Origin of the sequence: Burkholderia sp. lig30, from assembly GCF_000687455.2 — a bacterium.
GTDB lineage: Bacteria > Pseudomonadota > Gammaproteobacteria > Burkholderiales > Burkholderiaceae > Burkholderia.
In genome coordinates this window covers 57,030-77,181 of the sequence record NZ_JGVW01000080.1, presented here as the reverse complement: position 1 = coordinate 77,181, position 20,152 = coordinate 57,030, and the positions used below count along the sequence as shown (strand labels likewise).

The following is a 20,152-nucleotide window of genomic DNA, read 5'->3' as shown; positions in this document are numbered from 1 at the left end:
TGGTATGCGCACAGCCGCAGTCACGGTTCGATTGCGCGGGCCGCGACGCGCGAAAGCCAGGGTTGACGAGGGGCGATTCGCCAAACGATAGATGCCGCCCAAACCGCTATTCCCGATTGTTATCCCCGGTAACGGGGCGCCGCGCAAACGGCGGCTCGCACTCGCGCTCCTGGCCGTGCCCGGCCTCGTGCCGGCGGTTTCGCACGCGCAGCTGACGGGCACGGCCGCGCAGCCGCAGCAGCTCGATTCGCCGTGGGATCTGCGCCTTGCGCCCCAGCTCGAGGATCACCCGCAACAGGGCGGCGGCAAGCCCGCCGCGTTCGTGATTGCCGATCACACGAGCGGCACGGCCGATCAGGATCTGGCTGCAAAGGGCTCCGCGGAGATTCGCCGCGGCCGCGCGATCATCAAGGCCGACGCGATTCATTACGATCAGGACACGGACGTGGCCGATGCGTACGGCCAGGTCAGGGTGGTCAACGGCGACACGTCGTTCGCCGGACCCGAGGCGCATCTGAAGGCCGAGGCGAGCCAGGGCTACATGCCCGCCCCGAAGTATCACTTCAACGTGACGGGCGGCTCGGGCAGCGCCGAGCGCGCCGACATGCTCGACAGCGAGCGCTCGGTGTTCGTCGGCGGCACCTACACCGCGTGCCAGTGTGCGACGAACCCGGCGTGGTACATCAAGGGCAGCCGCTTCGAGTTCGACACCGGCACGGACGAAGGCTCCGTCCGCAACGGCATCGTGTTCTTCCAGGGCGTGCCGATCATGGCGAGCCCGTGGCTGATGTTCCCGCTTTCCGGCGAACGGCGCAGCGGCGTGTTGCCGCCGACCTTCTCGATGAGCTCGAACAACGGCTTCGAACTGTTGCTGCCGTACTACTTCAACATCGCGCCGAACCGGGATCTGACGATCACGCCTCGCATCATCTCGAAGCGCGGGGTGCAGACGCAGGCGACGTTCCGCTACCTGTCGCCGACCTATTCCGGCACGTTCACGGGCGAATTCCTGCCGCATGACGCGCTCGCGAAGCGCGACCGTTATGCGATCTACTGGCAGCACCAGCAGAACTTCGGCAACGGCTTCGGCGGGTACGTGTATTACAGCAAGGTCTCGGATAACACCTATCCGGAAGACCTGACGGCGATGTCGAACCAGTTCGTGAACGGCACGCAGATGCTGTATCAGCAGGAAGCCGGGCTCACGTACGGCAACGGCCCGTGGTCGGTGGTTGCCCGCTACCAGCACTGGCAGACGCTGCCGCCGTCGACTGCGCCTTACAGCCGCGAGCCGCAGCTGAACGTGAAGTACACGAAATACAACGTCGGCGGGTTCGACTTCGGCGCGGAAGCGGACTATTCGCGTTTCCGCATCACGACCGGCGACTCGACCGAAGGCGACCGGATCGTCTTCAACCCGTACATCGCCTACGGCGTGTACGGCCCCGGCTATTTTGTGGTGCCGAAGGTCCAGTATCACGTCGCGTCCTACGACCTGAGCTACATATCGACGGGCACGCCGAACGTCCCGAAGCGCTTCACGGAGTCGGTTCCGACGGTGAGCCTCGACTCGGGGCTGATCTTCGACCGCTCGGTGCGCCTGTTCGGAGAGGACTTCATCCAGACGCTCGAGCCGCGCCTGTACTACGTCTATACGCCATACCGGAACCAGTCGAACGCGCCGCTCTTCGACACGGCCGAGTCCGATTTCGGGATGGCCGAGATGTTCCAGCCGAACACGTACGTCGGCAACGACCGGATCGCGGACGCGAACCGCCTGACGGCGGCGCTTACCACCCGCTTCATCAATCCGACGACGGGTGACGAACGCGCGCGCTTCATGATCGCGCAGCAGTACTACTTCACCGATCAGCGCACGACGCTGACGTCGGGGCAGCCCGTGTCGCAGGCGCAGCATTCGGACCTGATCGTGGGGGCGGCGATCAAGCTGGGCGCCGGCTTCGCGTCGGAGACGGCGTTCCAGTACAACATGGACAACAACCAGCTCGTGAAGTCGAGCGTCGGTTTCGGCTACAGCCCCGAGCTGCGCAAGGTGATCAACGTCGCGTACCGATACACGCGCTCGAACACGACGCTCGACGGCCAGCCGATCAACCAGTTCCTGGTGTCCGCGCAATGGCCGCTGACCCACCGCCTGTATGCGATCGGCCGCTTCAACTACGACCTGCACTACGACCGGATTGTCGACGGCCTGCTCGGCATACAATACGACGCTGACTGCTGGGCGCTCGGGGTCGGTATCCAGCGCTACGCGAACGGCGTGAACTCGTCCGGGCAGCAGAATTCGTCCACCCGGTTCATGGCGCAGCTGACGCTCAAGGGCCTGTCGAGCGTCGACAACGGCCTCGTGTCGGCGTTCCGCACCGGGATTCCGGGCTATACGCCGTTGCCGCCCGCGCCGCCGCCGCTGTCCCGCTTCAGCAACTACGAGTAACGCCCAGGCGCCTGCGGCAAGCGGCAGCAGGCGGCGCCGGCACCGGATCAGCCCGATTTCAATGGAGTATCAGTGGCAATGAAGAAAACCCTTCGCTTCGCGGCAATCGCGTCCACGCTGGCCGTATCCGCCGCGCTGCTCGCCGCCACGCCGGCGGCGGCGCAGTCGCTCGGCACCCCGGGCGCCCAGCTCGCCGACGAAGTCGTCGCGGTCGTCAACAACGACGTCATCACGGGCCGCGAACTGGATGAGCGCCTGGGCCTCATCGTCCGCCGGCTGCAGCAGCAGAATGCGCCGGTGCCGTCGATGAGCCAGCTGCGCGGCCAGGTGCTGAACCAGATGGTGCTCGAGCGAATCCAGGTGCAAAAGGCCAAGGATGACGGCATCCGGATCGACGACGCGACCGTGCAGTCGACGCTGCAGCGGCTCGCCCAGGCGAACGGCATGACGCTCGATCAGTACCGCACGCGGCTCGTGGCCCAGGGCGTGCCCTGGAGCGTGTTCCAGAACGACGCGCGCACCGAGCTGATGCTCTCGAAGCTGCGCGAGCGCGAGGTCGACAGCAAGATCACGGTGTCGGACGCCGAGGTCGCGAGCTACATCGCGAGCCAGCGCGGGCCGAGCGCATCGCAGCAGCAGGACCTGCGGTTCCAGCACATTCTCGTGAAGGCGGCGACCAACGCGCCGCAGACCGACATCGAGATCGCGCAGAAGAAGGCCGACGCGCTGCTGAAAAAGGCGCTGTCGGGCGACAGCTTCGAGCGGCTCGCGAAGGACAACTCCGAAGCGAGCGACGCGAAGAAGGGCGGCGACCTCGGCTTCAAGGCACCCGCGTCGCTGCCGCCGGAGGTCGTCGACGCCGCATCGAAGCTGCGTCCGGGCCAGGTCAATCCGACGCTGATCCGCGTGCCCGACGGTTTCGAGATCGTGCGTCTCGTCGACCGCCGCCAGAGCCAGGGCGCGACGGCCGCGGCGCCGAAGATCATGCAGACGCACGTGCGCCACATCCTGCTGCGCGTCGGCGAAGGCAAGTCCGAAGGCCAGGCGCGTCAGCAGCTGATCGACATCCGCCAGCAGGTGGAGGCCGGCGCCGACTTCGCGAAGTTCGCCCGCACCTACTCGCAGGACGGCTCGGCGTCGCAGGGCGGCGATCTGGGCTGGATCAGCCCGGGCGAGACGGTGCCGGAATTCGAGCGCGCGATGAACGGGCTGCAGGACAACCAGGTCAGCAACCCGGTTCGCACCGAATACGGCTACCACCTGATCCAGGTGCTCAGCCGCCGCGAGGCCGAAGGCTCGGTGCAGCAGCAGATGGAAATCGCACGTCAGGCGATCGGCCAGCGCAAGGCGGAGCAAGCGTATTCCGACTGGCTGCGCGAGCTGCGCGATTCTTCGTACGTCCAGTACAAGTTCGGCGGCCTGAGCCAGGCGAACTGAGCGAGCTGCCGATGACCTCGCTCGCGCCCGCGCTGCACATCGCGATCACCACCGGTGAGCCGGCCGGTGTCGGCCCCGAACTGACCGCGCAGGCGCTGCGCGACGCCGCGCGGCGGTGGCCCGACGCGCGCTTCACCGTCCTCGGCGACGCGGCGCTGCTCGGCGCGCGCGCGGCGGCGGTCGGCGTCGATTGGGCCGCGCTCGTGGCGGCCGGCCAGGTCGCCGTCGCCGATCGCCCGCTCGCCGTGCCCGCCCGGGCGGGCACGCTGGACGCCGCAAACGGCAAATACGTGCTCGCGCTGCTCGACGCGGCGATCGACGGCGCGCTGGCGGGCGAATTCGACGCGATCGTCACCGCGCCGCTGCAAAAGAGCACGATCAACGATGCCGGCGTGCCGTTTACCGGCCATACCGAATATCTCGCCGAGCGCACCGGCACGCCGCGCGTCGTGATGATGCTGGCCGGTACCGGCGAGAGGCCGCTGCGCGTCGCGCTCGCGACGACGCATCTGCCGCTCAGGGACGTGCCGGCGGCGCTGACCGTCGACGGGCTGCTCGAGACGCTCGCGATCATCGATCGCGATCTGCGCCGCGACTTCGGCCTTGCCGCGCCGCGCATCCTCGTCACGGGGCTCAATCCGCATGCCGGCGAGAACGGCTATCTCGGCCGCGAGGAGATCGACGTGATCGCGCCGGCGCTCGGGCGCGCGCAAGCGCAGGGCATCGACGCGCGCGGGCCGTATCCGGCCGACACGCTGTTTCAGCCGCGCCATCTCGCCGATGCCGACTGCGTGCTCGCGATGTTCCACGACCAGGGATTGCCGGTGCTCAAGTACGCGACGTTCGGCGAGGGCATCAACGTTACGCTCGGCTTGCCGATCATCCGCACGTCGGTCGATCACGGCACGGCGCTCGATCTTGCGGGCACCGGCCGCGCCGATCCGGGCAGCATGGTCGCCGCGCTCGATACCGCAGTCACGATGGCGCGCCACCGCCGCGCCGCCTGATTCCACCTTTCGCGTTTTTCGTTTTTCATTGTCGATGTCGAACAGCAGACAGCATCAGGGCCATTTCGCGCGCAAGCGCTTCGGGCAGAACTTCCTCGTCGATCAGGGCGTGATCGATTCGATCGTCAGGACGATCGGGCCGGTGCGCGGGCAGCGCATGGTCGAGATCGGCCCGGGCCTCGGCGCGCTGACCGAGCCGCTGATCGAGTGGCTGGCGACGCCCGAATCCCCCCTCCACGCGGTCGAGCTCGACCGCGACCTGATTGCCCGGTTGCAGAAGCGCTTCGGGCCGTTGCTCGAATTGCACGCGGGCGACGCGCTCGCGTTCGACTTCCGCTCGCTCGCCGCGCCGGGCGACGCGCCGTCGCTGCGCATCGTCGGCAACCTGCCGTACAACATCTCGAGCCCGCTGCTGTTTCACCTGATGACGTTCGCCGACGTGGTCGTCGACCAGCATTTCATGCTGCAGAACGAAGTGGTCGAGCGGATGGTCGCGGAGCCGGGCACGAAGGCGTTTTCCCGGCTGTCGGTGATGCTGCAGTACCGCTACGTGATGGACAAGATGATGGACGTGCCGCCGGAGTCGTTCCAGCCGCCGCCGAAGGTCGATTCCGCGATCGTGCGGATGATTCCGTACGCGCCGCACGAGTTGCCCGACGTCGATCCGGCGCTGCTGGGCGAAATCGTGACGGCGGCGTTCTCGCAGCGCCGCAAGATGCTGCGCAACACGCTCGGCGATTATCGCGAGGCCCTCGATTTCGACGCGCTCGGCTTCGATCTCGCGCGCCGTGCGGAAGACGTGAGCGTGGCCGAATACGTCGGCGTCGCGCAGGCGCTGGCGGCATCGCGCAAGGCCGGCTGAGCGGCGCATCGCGGATGGGCGCGCCTGCCGCGCCGACGCAGGACTGACCCAGGGCCGCCCGGCAGATCGGGCGGCCTTTTTTGTCTGGACCGGACCGTGCGCTACGTGCGCTTGCGCGCAGGCGCGTTGACGAAACCGATGCCGGTCAGCACGAGCGCCGCTGCGAACATGAAGCGCCAGCCGACCGATTCGCCGAGCAGCAGCACGCCGAACGCGACGCCGAACAGCGGCGACAGGAACGTGAACACGGACAGCCGCGACGCGATATAGCGGGTCAGCAACCAGAACCACGACAGATAGCTGACGAATGCGACGATCACCGACTGGTACGCGAGGCTCGCGAGCGCGACCGGCGTGACGTGTGCGAACGTGACCTGCCCGAGCAGCGCGGCGAGCGCGAGCATCACGACGGCCGACACCGCAAGCTGATAGAGCAGCGTCTTGCTCGGGCTCGCATGGGCGAGCGAGCTTGCGCGCACGACGATCGTCGTGGCTGCCCACATCGCGCCGCCGAGCATGCCGAGCGCGTCGCCGGCCAGCCCGGCGAGCGCCGACGTGCCGGGCGCGACCGGTCGCGTGAAGCCGTCGGCGAACGCGAGCGCGATGCCGGCGAACGCGAGACCGACGCCGAACCATTGCATCCGCTGGATCCGTTCGCCGGGCACGAACAGGTGCAGCCCGAGCGCGGTGAAGCAGGGCGCCGTGTACAGGAAGATCGCCATGCGCGACGCGCTCGTCAGCGTCAGGCCGAAGAATACGCAGATGAACTCCCCGGCGAACAGCGCGCCGGCGGCGAGACCGGCCGGGAAGGTGCCGTCGGCGCGAAACAGCGGCGTGCCGCGCAGGCTCGTCCAGATCCACACGAGCAGCGCGGCGATCGCCGAGCGCAGGCCGGCCTGGAAGATCGGCGGGATCGCGGCATTGGTGCTCTTGATCGCGACCTGCTGGAAGCCCCAGATCGCGCAGAGCAGGAGCATCAGGGCGACCGCGCGCGCGTCGAGCGCGCGCCGCGCCGGCATCGCGGCGAGGGTGCTCATCGGCATGCCTCGCGCAGACGGATGGAAGGATTCACGGACAGGCGGAAGGCGCGTTCGGCGCGCTCGAATCGAGGGGTTCGCACGGGCGGATCGGTCGAGTGGTCGGAAGGCCGCGCACGCGCGATGCGGCGTTCGGCGCGCGGGCGTCGGGGCTGGCCGAACGGGCATCGACAGATGCCCGGCGGCACGATCGGGAACGATGTTACCCGATTGGCGCCCGCCGCGCCGTCGGCGAAATCCCCGTGACTCTGGTACATTTGGCCGTTCCGGAAAGTCCCCATGGAGTACAGGAATGCGTTTGCTGCACACGATGCTGCGAGTCGGCGATCTCGACCGCTCGATCAAGTTCTACACCGAATTGCTTGGCATGAAAGTGCTGCGCCGCCAGGATTATCCGGAAGGCCGGTTCACGCTCGCGTTCGTCGGCTATGAAGACGAAAGCCGCGGGACGGTGATCGAGCTGACCCACAACTGGGACACGGCGTCCTACGATCTGGGTACCGGTTTCGGCCACCTGGCGGTGGAAGTCGACGACGCGTACCAGGCCTGCGAGCGGATCAAGGCGCAAGGCGGCAAGGTCACGCGCGAGGCGGGCCCGATGAAGCACGGTACGACCGTGATCGCGTTTGTCGAGGACCCGGACGGCTACAAGATCGAGTTCATCCAGACGAAGGCGCACTGAACGCCGGATCACCCAGTCGCGGTGCGCATCGCGCGTGCCCGCGCGACGGGCGGCTCGGCCGCTGCTGCGCCGCCCGCTCAGAGCGGCGGCAGCAGCTCGGGCGGATGGTGCTTGAGGGTATGCCGCGCTTCGCGGAATTCAGGGAAGATCGATTCGACGGTCTGCCAGAAGCGCGGACTATGATTCATCTCGCGCAGATGCGACAGCTCGTGCGCGACCACGTAGTCGATGATCGACATCGGGAAGTGGATCAGCCGCCAGTTCAGGCGGATCTTGCCGTCGCTCGTGCAACTGCCCCAGCGCGTCGCGGCCGACGACAGCGCATACATCGAATACGTGACCCCGAGCTTGTCCGCATAGAACGCGAGCCGTTCGCCGAAAATGCGCTTCGCCTCGCCCTGCAGCCAGCCTTGCACCCGATCCTTGATCTGCTGCGCGTCCGCGTGCGCGGGCAGCGGCAGCGCGAGCCGCGCCGTGTTAGCGTCAGCGTCGAACCCGACCGTGCCGGCTTCGGGCGACAGCGCGATCGTCACCGATTTGCCGAGATACGGAATCTGCGCGCCGTCGCGCCAGTCGATCTGCGGCAGCGCGCGCTGCTCGGCGCGCGTCTTCCACTCCGCGAGCTTCGTGAAGATCCAGCGCCGCTTTTCGGTGATGGCCGCTTCGATGTCGGCGAGCGTGACCCAGCGCGGCGCGGTGATCGTGAGCCCGCTGCCGTCGATCGTGAAGCCGATCGTGCGGCGCGCGGAGCGTTTCAGCCGATATTCGAGCACCCGGCTGTCGAGCGCGAGCGTGCGCACGCGTGCGCCTGCCGACGCGGGCTCGGGCGGTGACGCCGCCGTCGACGGCGCGGCAGCCGGCCCGTCGAACAGGGGCAGGTCGAGCTGGCGATGATCGAGCGCCACGACGGCGGGCCGCGGACGTGGCCGGCTCGTCATCGGTTCGCTGCGTTTCGGTGCGCGCAACGGATGCACCCTGTGCGACTCAGACACGCGCGGCATTGCGCCGTGCGGCGCCGTCCTGCTGCGGGTACGCGTCCGGATCGATGCGGCGCATTTCGGCCTCGATCCAGGCTTCCACGCGCTTGTTCAGCTGGTCGGGCGTGAGCCCCTGCACGTCGATCGGCTTGCCGATCGACACCGTGACGACGCCCGGAAACTTCGTGAACGAATTGCGCGGCCACACGCGGCCGGCGTTGTGCGCGATCGGCACGACGGGCGCGCCGGCCTCGATCGCGAAGCGCGCGCCGCCCGTCTTGTACTTGCCTTGCTTGCCGACCGGCGTGCGGGTGCCTTCCGGAAACATGATGACCCACGCGCCTTCGGCGAGGCGCTTCTTGCCCTGTCGGATCACCGAGTCGAACGCGTGCTTGCCTTCCTTGCGGTCGATATGGACCATGTGCAGCATGCCGAGCGCCCAGCCGAAGAACGGCACGAAAAGCAGCTCGCGCTTGAACACGAAGCACAGCGGGCGCGGCATCAGCGCCGGAAACGCGATCGTCTCCCACGCGGACTGGTGCTTCGACAGCAGCACCGCGGGGCCGTCGGGCAGGTTCTCCTGGCCTTCGATCCGGTACCGGATGCCGTTCAGCCAGCGCACGGCGAACAGCGTCGACTTGCACCAGCCGGCCGCCATCCAGTAGCGCGCGTCGGGGCGCAGGAACGGGAACGCGATGAAGCACGCGGTCGCATACGGCACCGTGTACAGGAAGAAATAGATCAGCAGCAGCAGGGAGCGGACAAAGCGCATCGGCGTAACCGGTTCGTAGTGGAGCATGCGCGCGGCGGCCGCATCACTCGTGTTCGTGAGAGAGGAAATCGAGGGCGAACGCGCGCAAATCGTCGTGAACCTTCGTGCCGGGCGGCAGGCCGCCCGCCGCGAGCGTCTTCTTGCCCTTGCCGGTCAGCACCAGATGCGGCTGGAAGCCGAGCGCGAGGCCCGCCTGCAGGTCGCGCAGCGAATCGCCGACCACCGGCGTATGCTCGGGATCGACCTCGAAGCGCTCGGCGATCATCTTCATCATGCCGGGCTTCGGCTTGCGGCAGTCGCAGTGGTCTTCCGCCGTGTGCGGGCAGAAGAACACCGCGTCGATGCGCGCGCCGACCGCCGCCGCCGCGCGATGCATCTTCATATGCATCGCGTTCAGCGCCGCCATGTCGAACAGGCCGCGGCCGATGCCCGACTGGTTGGTCGCGACCACGACGCGATACCCGCCGTGATTGAGCCGTGCGATCGCCTCGAGGCTGCCGGGCAGCGGGACCCACTCGTCGGGCGTCTTGATGAACGCTTCCGAATCGACGTTGATCACGCCGTCCCGGTCGAGGACGACAAGTTTCTTGCTGGCGCTGATCGGCATCGTGTGGCCCTTACGCGGCAAGCTTCGAGATGTCCGCGACGCAGTTCATCTGCTGATGCAGCGCGGACAGCAGCGCGAGCCGGTTGGCGCGCAGCGCCGGATCCTCGGCGTTGACCATCACGTCGTTGAAGAACGTGTCGACGGGCGCGCGCAGCGCGGCGAGCGCCGACAGCGCGCCGGTGTACGCGCGCGCCTCGAGCTGCGACTGCACGCGCGGCGTCACCTCGGCGAGCTGCTCGTGCAGCGCCTTCTCGGCGGCTTCGACGAACAGCGTCGGCTGCACTGCGCCGTTCGAGCCGCTTTCCGACTTCTTCAGGATGTTCGAGATGCGCTTGTTCGCGGCCGCGAGCGCTTCCGCTTCGGCGAGGCGCGTGAACTCGCGCACCGCGTCGAGGCGCGCGACGACGTCGTCGAGGCGCGACGGGTTGAGGCTCAGCACCGCGTCGATTTCGCCCGCCGAGTAGCCGCGCTCGCGCAGCAGGCCGCGCAGGCGGTCCATGAAGAACCCGTAGATCGCATCGGTCGATTCCGCGACGTCCGGCAGTGCCGAGAAACGCGCGTGCGCGGTCCGCAGCAGCGACAGGAGATCGAGCGGCAACTGCTTTTCGAGCAGCAGGCGCAGCACGCCGAGCGCGTGGCGGCGCAGCGCGAACGGGTCCTTCTCGCCCGTCGGCGCGAGGCCGATGCCCCAGATGCCGACGATCGTCTCGAGCTTGTCGGCGAGCGCGACCGCGGTGCTGACCGGCGCGGCCGGCAGCGCGTCGCCCGAGAAGCGCGGCTGGTAGTGCTCGGTGCAGGCGATCGCGACGTCTTCCGGCTCGCCGTCGTGGCGCGCGTAGTACGTGCCCATCGTGCCCTGCAGCTCGGGGAACTCGCCGACCATGTCGGTCAGCAGGTCGGCCTTCGCGAGACGCGCGGCGCGCTTCGCGAGCGCGGCATCGGCGCCGATCGCGGGCGCGATCTCGCCGGCGAGCGTCTCGACGCGCTCGACGCGCGCGAGCGTCGAGCCGAGCTTGTTGTGATAGACGACGTTCGCGAGCAGCGGCACGCGGTCGGCGAGCGGCTTCTTCTTGTCCTGCTCGAAGAAGAACTTCGCGTCGGCGAGGCGCGGGCGCACGACGCGCTCGTTGCCTTCGATGATCTCCACCGGCGTCCTGGTCTCGATGTTCGACACGATCAGGAAGCGCGAGCGCAGCTTGCCGGCGATGTCGGTCAGCGCGAAATACTTCTGGTTGGTCTGCATCGTGAGGATCAGGCATTCCTGCGGCACTTGCAGGAATTCATCCTCGAAGCGGCACGGATAGACGACCGGCCATTCGACCAGCGACGTCACTTCGTCGAGCAGCGACTCGGGCATCACGACCGTATCGCCTTCCGCGTATTCGTTGAGCTGCGTGCGGATCGTCTCCTTGCGGTCGACGAAATGAGCGATCACGCGGCCCTTGTCGCGCAGCGTGTCGGCGTATGCGCTCGCGTGCGGGATCGCGACGAGGCCGTCGGACAGGAAGCGATGGCCGAGCGTCGTGTCGCCGGCGTCGATGCCGAACGCGGCGACCGGCACGATGCGGTCGTCGTGCAGTGCCGTCAGGCGATGCACCGGGCGCACGAACTGCACGTCGGTGCCGTCCGGACGCTGATAGGTCATGACCTTCGGAATCGGCAGCTTCGCGAGCGTCTCGTCGAGCGCGGCCTGCAGGCCGTCGGCGAGCGTCGCGCCGGCTGCGGCGTAATTGACGAAGAACGCTTCGGCCTTGCCGTCCTGCGCGCGCTCGAGATCGGCGATCGACAGGTTCGGGAAGCCGAGCGCCGCGAGCTTCTTCGCGAGCGGTGCGGTGGGCATGCCGGCCGCGTCGAGCGCGACCGACACCGGCAGGACTTTTTCGCGGACTTGCTTTTCGGGCGCGACGGTGCGCACGTTCTGGACGACGACGGCGAGACGGCGCGGGGTCGCGTAGCGTTCGAAGACGAGCTCGCCTTCGATCAGGTCGCGCGCGGCGAGGCGTTGCGCGAGGCCTTCGGCGAATGCGTCGCCAAGGCGCGCGAGCGCCTTCGGCGGCAGCTCTTCAGTCAGCAGTTCGACGAGCAGGGGGGCGGGATGGGTGTGCGTCATGATGTGAGGAAATCTCGTCAGTCCTGATCGATCTTGCGTTCGACTTTGAGCGGCGGCGCCCAGGCCGGCTGGGCGGCATCCTGGGCATCGGTGGTGAGGCCCGGCACGCCCGGCGGATTGCCGAGCATCGGGAAGCCGAGCTTTTCACGCGAGTCGTAGTACGCCTGCGCGACGAGGCGCGACAGCGCGCGGATGCGGCCGATGTACGCCGCACGCTCGGTCACCGAGATCGCGCCGCGCGCATCGAGCAGGTTGAACGTGTGGCCGGCCTTCAGCACCAGCTCGTACGCGGGCAGCGCGAGCTGCGCGTCGATCATGCGCTTCGCTTCCGCCTCGTAGTTGTTGAAGAACGTAAACAGCAGGTCGACGTTCGCGTGCTCGAAGTTGTATGTCGATTGCTCGACTTCGTTCTGGTGGTAGACGTCGCCGTAGGTCAGGCGGCGCAGCTCGGGGCCTTCCGGGCCCTGCTCTTCCCATTCCGTCCAGATCAGGTCGTAGACGTTCTCGACCTTCTGCAGGTACATCGCGAGACGCTCGAGACCGTAGGTGATTTCGCCGAGTACCGGCTTGCAGTCGAGGCCGCCGACCTGCTGGAAGTACGTGAACTGCGTGACTTCCATGCCGTTCAGCCACACTTCCCAGCCGAGGCCCCATGCGCCGAGCGTCGGGTTCTCCCAGTCGTCCTCGACGAAACGGACGTCGTTCTGCTTCAGGTCGAAGCCGAGCGCTTCGAGCGAGCCGAGATAGAGGTCGAGGATGTTTTCCGGCGCCGGCTTGAGCACGACCTGGTACTGGTAGTAGTGCTGCAGGCGGTTCGGGTTCTCGCCGTAGCGGCCGTCCTTCGGGCGGCGCGACGGCTGCACGTAGGCGGCGCGCCACGGCTCGGGGCCGACCGCGCGCAGGAACGTGTGGACGTGCGAGGTGCCCGCGCCGACTTCCATGTCGATGGGCTGGAGCAGAGCGCAACCCTGCTTGTCCCAGTAGGACTGCAGCGTCAGGATGATTTGCTGAAACGTAAGCATGAAGAGCCTTCGTGGCGCTGGCGCTCCGTTGCGGGCGGCGCCGCGGGCAGGGTGCCCGGGGTGCGGCTCGCGCGGCGGCGCGGCTTGTTAGTGTGCTGAAACGCGTAATTTTACCGGATCGGCGGCAGGATGCGGCTGGAACGGGGGGAGGGAGCCGCCGACGTGCGAACGAGAGGGCGGCGCGCGCTTGCGGCGGATGCGTGCGCACGTGTCGCGATCCGCCGCGTCCGGGCGTGCCCGGCGCTTACTGTCCGTTGCGCCGCCGCAGTCCCGGCCCGAACGTGAAGCCGAACGCGAGCAGCACGAACGTCACCGCGAGCACGGTGTTGTTGCCGCTCGTCACGTACGGCGTGAAGCCGCTCGTGCCTTCGATGCGCACGTCGAGCGAGCCGATCGTGAACGGCTTGAGCTGCCCGAGCACGCGGCCGCGCGCGTCGATCGCGGCCGTCATCCCGGTGTTGGTCGCGCGCAGCATCGGCCGGCCGCTCTCGAGCGCGCGCATCCGCGCGATCTGCAGGTGCTGGTCGAGCGCGATCGTGTCGCCGAACCAGGCGAGGTTCGTCACGTTGACGAGCACGCCGGGCGGCTGCGGATTGTCGCGGATCGACGCGGCGATTTCCTCGCCGAAGATGTCCTCATAGCAGATGTCCGCCATCACCGGCTGGTTGCGCACGAAGAACGGCTTCTGCACCGGTGCGCCGCGCGCGAAGTCGCCGAGCGGCATCTTCATCAGATTGACGAACCAGCGAAAGCCCCACGGAATGAATTCGCCGAAGGGCACGAGATGGTGCTTGTCGTAGTGGTAGATGTCGCGCACGTTCGGCGTCACGCCGTACAGGCTGTTCGTGTAGTCGACGTACCGCCCGTCGTCGGTCACCGACGCGCCGACCGCGCCGAACAGCACCGCCGAGCCCGTGCTGTCGCTGAACGTTCGCACCGCGCGCGCGAACGGTTCGGGCAGATCCTGGATCATCACGGCGATCGCCGTCTCGGGCGTGACGATCAGGTCCGCGGGCTTCTCGACGATCATCTGCTGGTACATCCTGATTGCCGCGTCGATACCCGCCTGCTCGAACTTGATGTCCTGCTTCACGTTGCCCTGCAGCAGCCGGACATCGAGCGGCGCGTTGGCGGGCACGGTCCACTGGACCTGCGACAGCGCGAGGCCGATCGCGACGAGCGCGGCCGCGACGCCGGCGGGTGCCGCGACGCGCACGCGCCGGTTGCCGGCGGCGGCGCTTTCGCGCGCGGGAGACGGACGGGCGGCGGCGAGCGCCTGGACGACGAGCGCGGCGAACAGCGCCAGCATCCAGCCGACGCCATACACGCCGGCGATCGCGGCGAAGCCGGCGAGCGGCCCGTCGACCTGCGGATAGCCGCTCGCGAGCCACGGAAAGCCGGTGAAGAGGGTGCCGCGCAGCCATTCGCCGAGCGCCCATGCGCTAGCGAATGCGAATGCGCCATGCCAGGTCGGCGAGAACGGCCGCGGGTCGGGCTCGCGGCGATGCCACGCATGGCCTGCGCAGAACGACCACAGGCCCGCCGAGAACGCCGGATACAGCGACAGGTACAGCGAGAACAGCACGAGCGCGGCGCCGGCGATCGGCGCGGCCATCTCGCCGTACACGTGCATGCTGATGTAAAGCCACCAGATGCCGGTGATGAAATTGCCGAAACCGAACGCGCCGCCGGTGAGCGCGGCGCTTTTCCAGCTGTTGGTGCGCGTCAGCTGCGCGAAAAACCCGACGAATACCGCGAGCTGCAGCCAGCCGCCGTGCGGCGTCGGCGCGAAGCTGAGCGTGTGGGCCGCGCCGGCGAGCAGCGCGACCGGGTAATGCCAGCGCGGCAACGTGCGGCCGAGCGGCGGCGCGAGGAGGCCGCCTGCCGGGCGGGACGGGATCGGTTCAGCCATGCGATGCGAAAGGTGGCGAAGCGGTTGGGAAAAGCGCCGCGCGGCCTGCGTCGCACGGCCGGCGGCGCACTCAGTCCTGGTGCGCGGCCTCGGTGCGCCGGCCCGCGAGCGGATCGCGGCGCACCAGCAGCACGTGGATCTGGCGCGCGTCCGCGCGCTGGATCTCGAACACCAGGTTGCCGAGTCGCAGCTTTTCGCCGCGATGCGGCACGCGTCCGAAATGGTGCGAGATCAGGCCGCCGATCGTGTCGACTTCGTCGTCGGAGAAATCGGTCGCGAACGCCTCGTTGAACTGCTCGATCCCGGTCAGCGCGCGCACGCGGAAGCGGCCGTCCGGCGCGGAGATGATGTTGCCGGCTTCCTCGTCGAAATCGTATTCGTCCTCGATGTCGCCGACGATCTGCTCGAGCACGTCCTCGATCGTGATCAGGCCCGCCACGCCGCCGTATTCGTCCACGACGATCGCGAGGTGGTTGCGGTTCACGCGGAAGTCGTGCAGCAGCACGTTCAGGCGCTTCGATTCCGGGATGTACACGGCGGGGCGCAGCATCCCGCGCACGTCGAATTCCTCTTCCGCGTAAAAGCGCAGCAGATCCTTCGCGAGCAGCACGCCGATCACGTTGTCGCGGTTGTCTTCGTAGACCGGATAGCGCGAGTGCGCCTTTTCGAGGACGAATGGAATGAAATCCTCCGGCTTGTCCGCGATGTTGATCGCGTCCATCTGCGCGCGGGGGACCATGATGTCGCGGGCGCACAGCTCGGAGACCTGGAACACGCCCTCGATCATCGATAGCGAATCGGCGTCGATCAGGTTGCGTTCGTGGGCGTCCTGCAGGATTTCCAGCAGCTCGCCGCGGGACTCGGGCTCGGGCGAGATGAAGTCGGTCAGGCGCTCGAGCAGCGAGCGCTTCTCATGCGGTTTGTCGTTCGGTTTTCGACTGGGATAGGAATCGTTCATGGTGGTGCGCCCGGCTTACATCGGGGCGCGCTGTCACGGAGTTGGCAAGGATACACCAAGGGCGTGGCGCGGCCGTGTCAAGCCGGGCGGTGCCGGCCGGGACGGGCGGCGCGCGCGGCCCCGCTCGCGGGGCGAGTGCGGCGCTTCGCCGGCCGGCCCCTTGGTTTCCATCCTATCTCAGAAAAGGGCGGCGGGGCATCCATGGACAAAATACCGGCGCGTGCCGGCCGGGTGGCGTCAACGGCAGCGCGCGAGGAGCGCTTCGAGCGCGCGGTCGGGAATGCCGCTCGCGCGCAGCGCGTCGACGGTGCGGCTCACGTAGTCGAGCGTCGTGCCGTAGCGCCCCTCGGCGCGGTCGAACACGGCCTTCACGACATGATCGGGCAGCTTGCCGGTGTAGCTCGGCACGTCGCGACGCATCACGAACGCGAGTGCCATCACGCGTTCGCCGTTCGCGAGCGAGCACGGCAGCCAGGCCGGCCGGTACGACCCCATCGGCATTTCGCGTTTCCACAGCGTCTCGAGGTGCGGCATCGCGGTCGGGCCGGCCAGGCGGAACGCGATGCCGGCGCAGGAGCCGCCGCGGTCGAGCGCCAGCACGAGGCCGGGGTGCTCCGGCGTGCCACGGTTCACGCGCGACCACAGGTACAGGCCGCGGTGATAGCCGTGCACTTTGCCGCGCACCGCGTCGGCGGTCGGCAGGCCCGGGTTCCAGATCAGCGAGCCATAGCCGAACAGCCACAGATCCTGCCGGCCGTCCCAGCCGCTCAGCGTCGCGGCGAGGGAGTCGGCCAGTTCCCGCTCCGACAGCAGCCGCCCTTCGCCGATCGACGGCGGATAGTCGGCCATGAGCTTGGCGGCGTCGAGCATCGGTCGCGCCCGGGCTTACTGATACGGATTCGGGAAACCCAGTTTCGCGAGGACGTCGATTTCGATCGCTTCCATCTCGGCGGCGTCCTCGTCGCTCGTCTCGTGGTCGTAGCCCTGCGCGTGCAGCGCGCCGTGCACGAGCAGGTGCGCGTAGTGGGCGTCGAGCGGCTTGCCCTGCTCGAGTGCCTCCTTTTCGACGACCGGGCAGCACAGCACGAGATCGCCGACCACCTTGCCGTCCGGCGCGTCGTCGTACGCGAAGGTCAGCACGTTGGTCGCGTAATCCTTGTGGCGGTAGCTGTCGTTCAGCGTGCGGCCTTCTTCGTCGCCGACGAAGCGCACGGTCAGCTGCGTATCGGCGAAGAGCGCCGGCGCGAGCCATTCGGCGATCAGCTTGCGCTTGGGCAGCGCCTTGCGTTGCGCGGCGGTGATTTCGTCGCCGTACTGCACGGCCAGCTCGAGCTCGGGCTCGCGGGCGGCGTCGGCCGCGTGGCCGATTTCCGCGGGCGCGGTTTCGGCGCCGACGTGCAGCGTGATGCTGTCGTAGTGTTCGGGACTCAGCGCAAGCGTCGCGCGCATCGCAGGATCGGCGTGCTGCGCGACGATCGCGACGGCGGCGTCCCCCGAGCTGCCCGACAGGTCGAACATCAGGCTGCGGCCGTCGCTGAAGTCAATCCGCAGCGCTTGCGCGTCGACGGTCCTGACCTTGCCTTTCGCGTCGAACAGCGACAGGCGGGGCGTTTCGGGCGCGGCTTTCTCGGCGCGGGCGGACTTGCTGGAACGGGAGGATTTCATGACGCGTGCGGCGAACGGAACGCGTTGAGGATACACCAAACCGCCTTTCGCGCCCGAATTTGCGGCGCGCGGCCGCGCGCCCGAAAAAAACAGCCCGATCAGCGTAAGCCGATCGGGCTGTTTCGGTCAGGCTGACCATCTTGTTGGCCCGGCCTGCCGGAGGGCAGCCGGGCCGCTTGACGCCGCGACGGCGCGCGCGTCACTCGTCCTTGTGCTGCGCGTGGAACTCGTCGTAGGCCTCGACGATGCGCGCGACGAGCGGATGGCGCACGACGTCCGCGCTCGTGAAGCGGGTGAGCGCGATGCCGCGCACGCCGCTCAGCACCTGCTGCGCCTCGACGAGGCCGCACTTCTGGCCGCGCGGCAGGTCGACCTGGCTCGTGTCGCCGGTGACGACCGCCTTCGAGCCGAAGCCGATCCGTGTGAGGAACATCTTCATCTGCTCGGGCGTCGTGTTCTGCGCCTCGTCGAGAATGATGAACGCATGGTTCAGCGTGCGGCCGCGCATGTATGCGAGCGGTGCGATCTCGATCATCTGGCGCTCGAACATCTTCGCGGTCTTGTCGAAGCCGAGCAGGTCGTACAGCGCGTCGTACAGCGGGCGCAGGTACGGGTCGACCTTCTGCGCGAGGTCGCCGGGCAGGAAGCCGAGGCGCTCGCCCGCCTCGACGGCCGGGCGCGTCAGCACGATGCGCTTGACCTGGTCGCGCTCGAGCGCGTCGACCGCGCAGGCGACCGCGAGATAGGTCTTGCCGGTACCCGCCGGGCCGATCCCGAACGTCACGTCGTGCGACAGGATCTGCTTCAGGTACTCGCGCTGCGCGGGCGTGCGGCCGCGCAGGTCGGCGCGCCGCGTGTAGAGCTTCGGCCCGGCCTCCTCGAGCGCTTCGGCGTCGAGACTCACGACCGGTTCGTCGAACGGATGGTCCGGGTCGCCGCGGAACCGCACGTCGATCGCGTCCTGGCGGCCGTTGCCGCTCGTGTGGCGCACCTCGACGAGCGCGAGCTGGATGTCGTCGACCGACAGCGGATCGCGCGAGCGGTTGTAGAAGTTCTCGAGCGCGGTGAGCGCGAGCCTGGCGCCGCGTCCGCGAATCGCGATCCGGTGGCCGCGTCGCGACAGCGTCACGTCGAGTGCCTGTTCGATCTGCCGCAGGTTCTCGTCGAGCGGGCCGCAGAGATTCGCGAGGCGCGCGTTGTCGTCGCGCGGCGCGGTGAATTCCAGTGCTTGAACGGTTTTCAAAGTGGCGTCGGGCTCCTGTTGGGCGTCAGTGCGCCGTGGCGTTCGCATCGTCGTGGGCGAGCACGAGCTCGCCGCGCAGCGAGTGCGGATACGCGTGATTGATCTTCACGTCGATCATCTGGCCGATCAGGCGCGGGTGCGAAGCGAGCGGCGCCGGGAAATTCACGACCCGGTTGTTCTCGGTGCGGCCCGCGAGCTCGTTCGGGTCCTTGCGCGACGGCCCCTCGACGAGGATGCGCTCGACCCTGCCGACCATCGACTGGCTGATGCGGGCGACGTTCTCCTCGATCGTCGCCTGCAGGTGCTGCAGGCGCTTGAGCTTGACCTCGCGCGGCGTGTCGTCGGCGAGGTTCGCGGCCGGCGTGCCGGGGCGCGGGCTGTAGATGAACGAGAAGCTCGTGTCGTAGCTCATCTCGTCGACGAGCGCCATCGTCTTGTCGAAGTCGCTTTCGGTTTCGCCGGGGAAGCCGACGATGATGTCGGTCGACAGCGACAGGTCGGGGCGGATCGCGCGCAGCTTGCGGATCACCGACTTGTATTCGAGCACGGTGTAGCCGCGCTTCATCGCCATCAGGATGCGGTCGGAGCCGTGCTGCACCGGCAGGTGCAGGTGGTTCACGAGCTTCGGCACCTTCGCGTACACGTCGAGCAGGCGCTGCGTGAATTCCTTCGGGTGCGACGTCGTGTAGCGGATGCGCTCGATGCCGGGGAGATCGGCGACGTATTCGATCAGCGTCGCGAAATCGGCGATCTCGTGTGAGCCGGCCGTCAGCGCGCCGCGATACGCGTTCACGTTCTGGCCGAGCAGCGTGACTTCGCGCACGCCCTGATCGGCGAGGCCGGCGATCTCGGTCAGCACGTCGTCGAGCGGGCGCGACACCTCGTCGCCGCGCGTGTACGGCACCACGCAATAGCTGCAGTACTTGCTGCAGCCTTCCATGATCGACACGAACGCGCTCGGGCCGTCGACGCGCGCGGGCGGCAGGTGGTCGAACTTCTCGATTTCCGGGAACGTGATGTCGACCTGCGCGCGGCCGCTCGCGCGGCGCGCGTCGATCATCTGCGGCAGGCGGTGCAGCGTCTGCGGGCCGAACACGAGATCGACGTACGGCGCGCGCGCCACGATCGATTCGCCTTCCTGGCTCGCGACGCAGCCGCCGACGCCGATCAGCAGCGCGGGATTCGCTTCCTTCAGCTCGCGCACGCGGCCGAGGTCGGAGAACACCTTTTCCTGCGCCTTTTCGCGCACCGAGCAGGTGTTGAACAGGATGATGTCCGCGTCTTCCGGGCTATCGGTCTTTTCGAGGCCTTCGGCGGCATTGAGCACGTCCACCATCTTGTCCGAGTCGTACTCGTTCATCTGGCAGCCGAAGGTCTTTACGTAAACTTTCTTGGTCATGGGGATT

The 20,152-nt window shown here is 68.0% G+C and carries 17 protein-coding genes; 5 read left to right on the top strand and 12 right to left on the bottom strand.

The features are described 5' to 3' along the window. The first annotated feature begins 91 nt into the window (after positions 1-91). From LIG30_RS13835 to rsmA, 4 genes are all read left to right on the top strand, one after another. Positions 92-2,455, top strand: coding sequence for an LPS-assembly protein LptD (locus LIG30_RS13835; RefSeq protein ID WP_038713090.1), 2,364 nt, complete (start codon positions 92-94; stop codon positions 2,453-2,455). 78 nt (positions 2,456-2,533) lie between these two features. Next, on the top strand, positions 2,534-3,892 hold the full coding sequence (locus tag LIG30_RS13830; RefSeq protein ID WP_038713089.1) for a peptidylprolyl isomerase: 1,359 nt from the start codon (positions 2,534-2,536) through the stop codon (positions 3,890-3,892). An 11-nt stretch (positions 3,893-3,903) separates the two neighbouring features. Further along, positions 3,904-4,899 (top strand): 4-hydroxythreonine-4-phosphate dehydrogenase PdxA, encoded by a 996-nt coding sequence (gene pdxA, locus LIG30_RS13825; RefSeq protein ID WP_038713086.1) that lies wholly within the window; start codon positions 3,904-3,906, stop codon positions 4,897-4,899. Between the two features lie 34 nt (positions 4,900-4,933). Next, positions 4,934-5,761: a 16S rRNA (adenine(1518)-N(6)/adenine(1519)-N(6))-dimethyltransferase RsmA gene (gene rsmA / locus LIG30_RS13820; RefSeq protein WP_038713084.1), complete on the top strand. Its 828-nt coding sequence runs from the start codon at positions 4,934-4,936 to the stop codon at positions 5,759-5,761. A gap of 101 nt (positions 5,762-5,862) precedes the next feature. Here the strand turns inward: rsmA and LIG30_RS13815 are convergent, their stop codons facing one another. After that, a complete protein-coding gene (locus tag LIG30_RS13815) occupies positions 5,863-6,798 on the bottom strand; it encodes a DMT family transporter (protein WP_038713202.1) in 936 nt (311 codons plus the stop codon). A gap of 292 nt (positions 6,799-7,090) precedes the next feature. Here LIG30_RS13815 and gloA point away from each other — a divergent pair, with 292 nt between their 5' ends. Then, a complete protein-coding gene (gloA, locus tag LIG30_RS13810; RefSeq protein WP_038713082.1) occupies positions 7,091-7,480 on the top strand; it encodes a lactoylglutathione lyase in 390 nt (129 codons plus the stop codon). Between the two features lie 77 nt (positions 7,481-7,557). Here the strand turns inward: gloA and LIG30_RS13805 are convergent, their stop codons facing one another. The 11 genes from LIG30_RS13805 to miaB all read right to left on the bottom strand — a co-directional run bounded on the left by LIG30_RS13805 (position 7,558) and on the right by miaB (position 20,145). Next, entirely contained in the window at positions 7,558-8,418 is an 861-nt protein-coding gene (locus tag LIG30_RS13805; protein ID WP_038713201.1) for a M48 family metallopeptidase, read from the bottom strand. A gap of 46 nt (positions 8,419-8,464) precedes the next feature. After that, entirely contained in the window at positions 8,465-9,229 is a 765-nt protein-coding gene (locus tag LIG30_RS13800) for a lysophospholipid acyltransferase family protein (protein WP_038713200.1), read from the bottom strand. 43 nt (positions 9,230-9,272) lie between these two features. Continuing rightward, positions 9,273-9,836, bottom strand: coding sequence for a D-glycero-beta-D-manno-heptose 1,7-bisphosphate 7-phosphatase (gene gmhB, locus LIG30_RS13795; RefSeq protein ID WP_038713080.1), 564 nt, complete (start codon positions 9,834-9,836; stop codon positions 9,273-9,275). Between the two features lie 10 nt (positions 9,837-9,846). Next, positions 9,847-11,946, bottom strand: a complete 2,100-nt coding sequence (gene glyS, locus LIG30_RS13790) for a glycine--tRNA ligase subunit beta (RefSeq protein ID WP_038713078.1) — start codon at positions 11,944-11,946, stop codon at positions 9,847-9,849. A gap of 17 nt (positions 11,947-11,963) precedes the next feature. Next, a complete protein-coding gene (gene glyQ / locus LIG30_RS13785) occupies positions 11,964-12,968 on the bottom strand; it encodes a glycine--tRNA ligase subunit alpha (protein WP_083494036.1) in 1,005 nt (334 codons plus the stop codon). 244 nt (positions 12,969-13,212) lie between these two features. Then, complete coding sequence (gene lnt, locus LIG30_RS13780) at positions 13,213-14,880, bottom strand: apolipoprotein N-acyltransferase (protein ID WP_038713075.1); 1,668 nt, start codon at positions 14,878-14,880, stop codon at positions 13,213-13,215. A gap of 70 nt (positions 14,881-14,950) precedes the next feature. Beyond that, positions 14,951-15,838: an HlyC/CorC family transporter gene (locus tag LIG30_RS13775; RefSeq protein ID WP_038713074.1), complete on the bottom strand. Its 888-nt coding sequence runs from the start codon at positions 15,836-15,838 to the stop codon at positions 14,951-14,953. A gap of 237 nt (positions 15,839-16,075) precedes the next feature. Beyond that, the gene (locus LIG30_RS13770; protein ID WP_038713072.1) at positions 16,076-16,708 is read right to left on the bottom strand and encodes a gamma-glutamylcyclotransferase; all 633 of its coding nucleotides are present in this window, start codon (positions 16,706-16,708) and stop codon (positions 16,076-16,078) included. Positions 16,709-16,723: 15 nt separating this feature from the next. Beyond that, a complete protein-coding gene (gene ybeY, locus LIG30_RS13765) occupies positions 16,724-17,503 on the bottom strand; it encodes an rRNA maturation RNase YbeY (RefSeq protein ID WP_038713071.1) in 780 nt (259 codons plus the stop codon). 199 nt (positions 17,504-17,702) lie between these two features. Beyond that, a complete protein-coding gene (locus LIG30_RS13760) occupies positions 17,703-18,746 on the bottom strand; it encodes a PhoH family protein (RefSeq protein ID WP_038713070.1) in 1,044 nt (347 codons plus the stop codon). A gap of 25 nt (positions 18,747-18,771) precedes the next feature. Further along, positions 18,772-20,145, bottom strand: coding sequence for a tRNA (N6-isopentenyl adenosine(37)-C2)-methylthiotransferase MiaB (miaB, locus tag LIG30_RS13755; RefSeq protein WP_038713067.1), 1,374 nt, complete (start codon positions 20,143-20,145; stop codon positions 18,772-18,774). Positions 20,146-20,152: the final 7 nt, after the last annotated feature.

Bases quoted from the DNA above. Each gene is read 5' to 3' on its own strand.
- LIG30_RS13835 (WP_038713090.1), top strand. From the start codon at position 92: ATGCCGCCCAAACCGCTATTCCCGATTGTTATCCCCGGTAACGGGGCG.
- LIG30_RS13830 (WP_038713089.1), top strand. From the start codon at position 2,534: ATGAAGAAAACCCTTCGCTTCGCGGCAATCGCGTCCACGCTGGCCGTA.
- pdxA (WP_038713086.1), top strand. From the start codon at position 3,904: ATGACCTCGCTCGCGCCCGCGCTGCACATCGCGATCACCACCGGTGAG.
- rsmA (WP_038713084.1), top strand. From the start codon at position 4,934: ATGTCGAACAGCAGACAGCATCAGGGCCATTTCGCGCGCAAGCGCTTC.
- LIG30_RS13815 (WP_038713202.1), bottom strand. From the start codon at position 6,798: ATGAGCACCCTCGCCGCGATGCCGGCGCGGCGCGCGCTCGACGCGCGC.
- gloA (WP_038713082.1), top strand. From the start codon at position 7,091: ATGCGTTTGCTGCACACGATGCTGCGAGTCGGCGATCTCGACCGCTCG.
- LIG30_RS13805 (WP_038713201.1), bottom strand. From the start codon at position 8,418: ATGACGAGCCGGCCACGTCCGCGGCCCGCCGTCGTGGCGCTCGATCAT.
- LIG30_RS13800 (WP_038713200.1), bottom strand. From the start codon at position 9,229: ATGCGCTTTGTCCGCTCCCTGCTGCTGCTGATCTATTTCTTCCTGTAC.
- gmhB (WP_038713080.1), bottom strand. From the start codon at position 9,836: ATGCCGATCAGCGCCAGCAAGAAACTTGTCGTCCTCGACCGGGACGGC.
- glyS (WP_038713078.1), bottom strand. From the start codon at position 11,946: ATGACGCACACCCATCCCGCCCCCCTGCTCGTCGAACTGCTGACTGAA.
- glyQ (WP_083494036.1), bottom strand. From the start codon at position 12,968: ATGCTTACGTTTCAGCAAATCATCCTGACGCTGCAGTCCTACTGGGAC.
- lnt (WP_038713075.1), bottom strand. From the start codon at position 14,880: ATGGCTGAACCGATCCCGTCCCGCCCGGCAGGCGGCCTCCTCGCGCCG.
- LIG30_RS13775 (WP_038713074.1), bottom strand. From the start codon at position 15,838: ATGAACGATTCCTATCCCAGTCGAAAACCGAACGACAAACCGCATGAG.
- LIG30_RS13770 (WP_038713072.1), bottom strand. From the start codon at position 16,708: ATGCTCGACGCCGCCAAGCTCATGGCCGACTATCCGCCGTCGATCGGC.
- ybeY (WP_038713071.1), bottom strand. From the start codon at position 17,503: ATGAAATCCTCCCGTTCCAGCAAGTCCGCCCGCGCCGAGAAAGCCGCG.
- miaB (WP_038713067.1), bottom strand. From the start codon at position 20,145: ATGACCAAGAAAGTTTACGTAAAGACCTTCGGCTGCCAGATGAACGAG.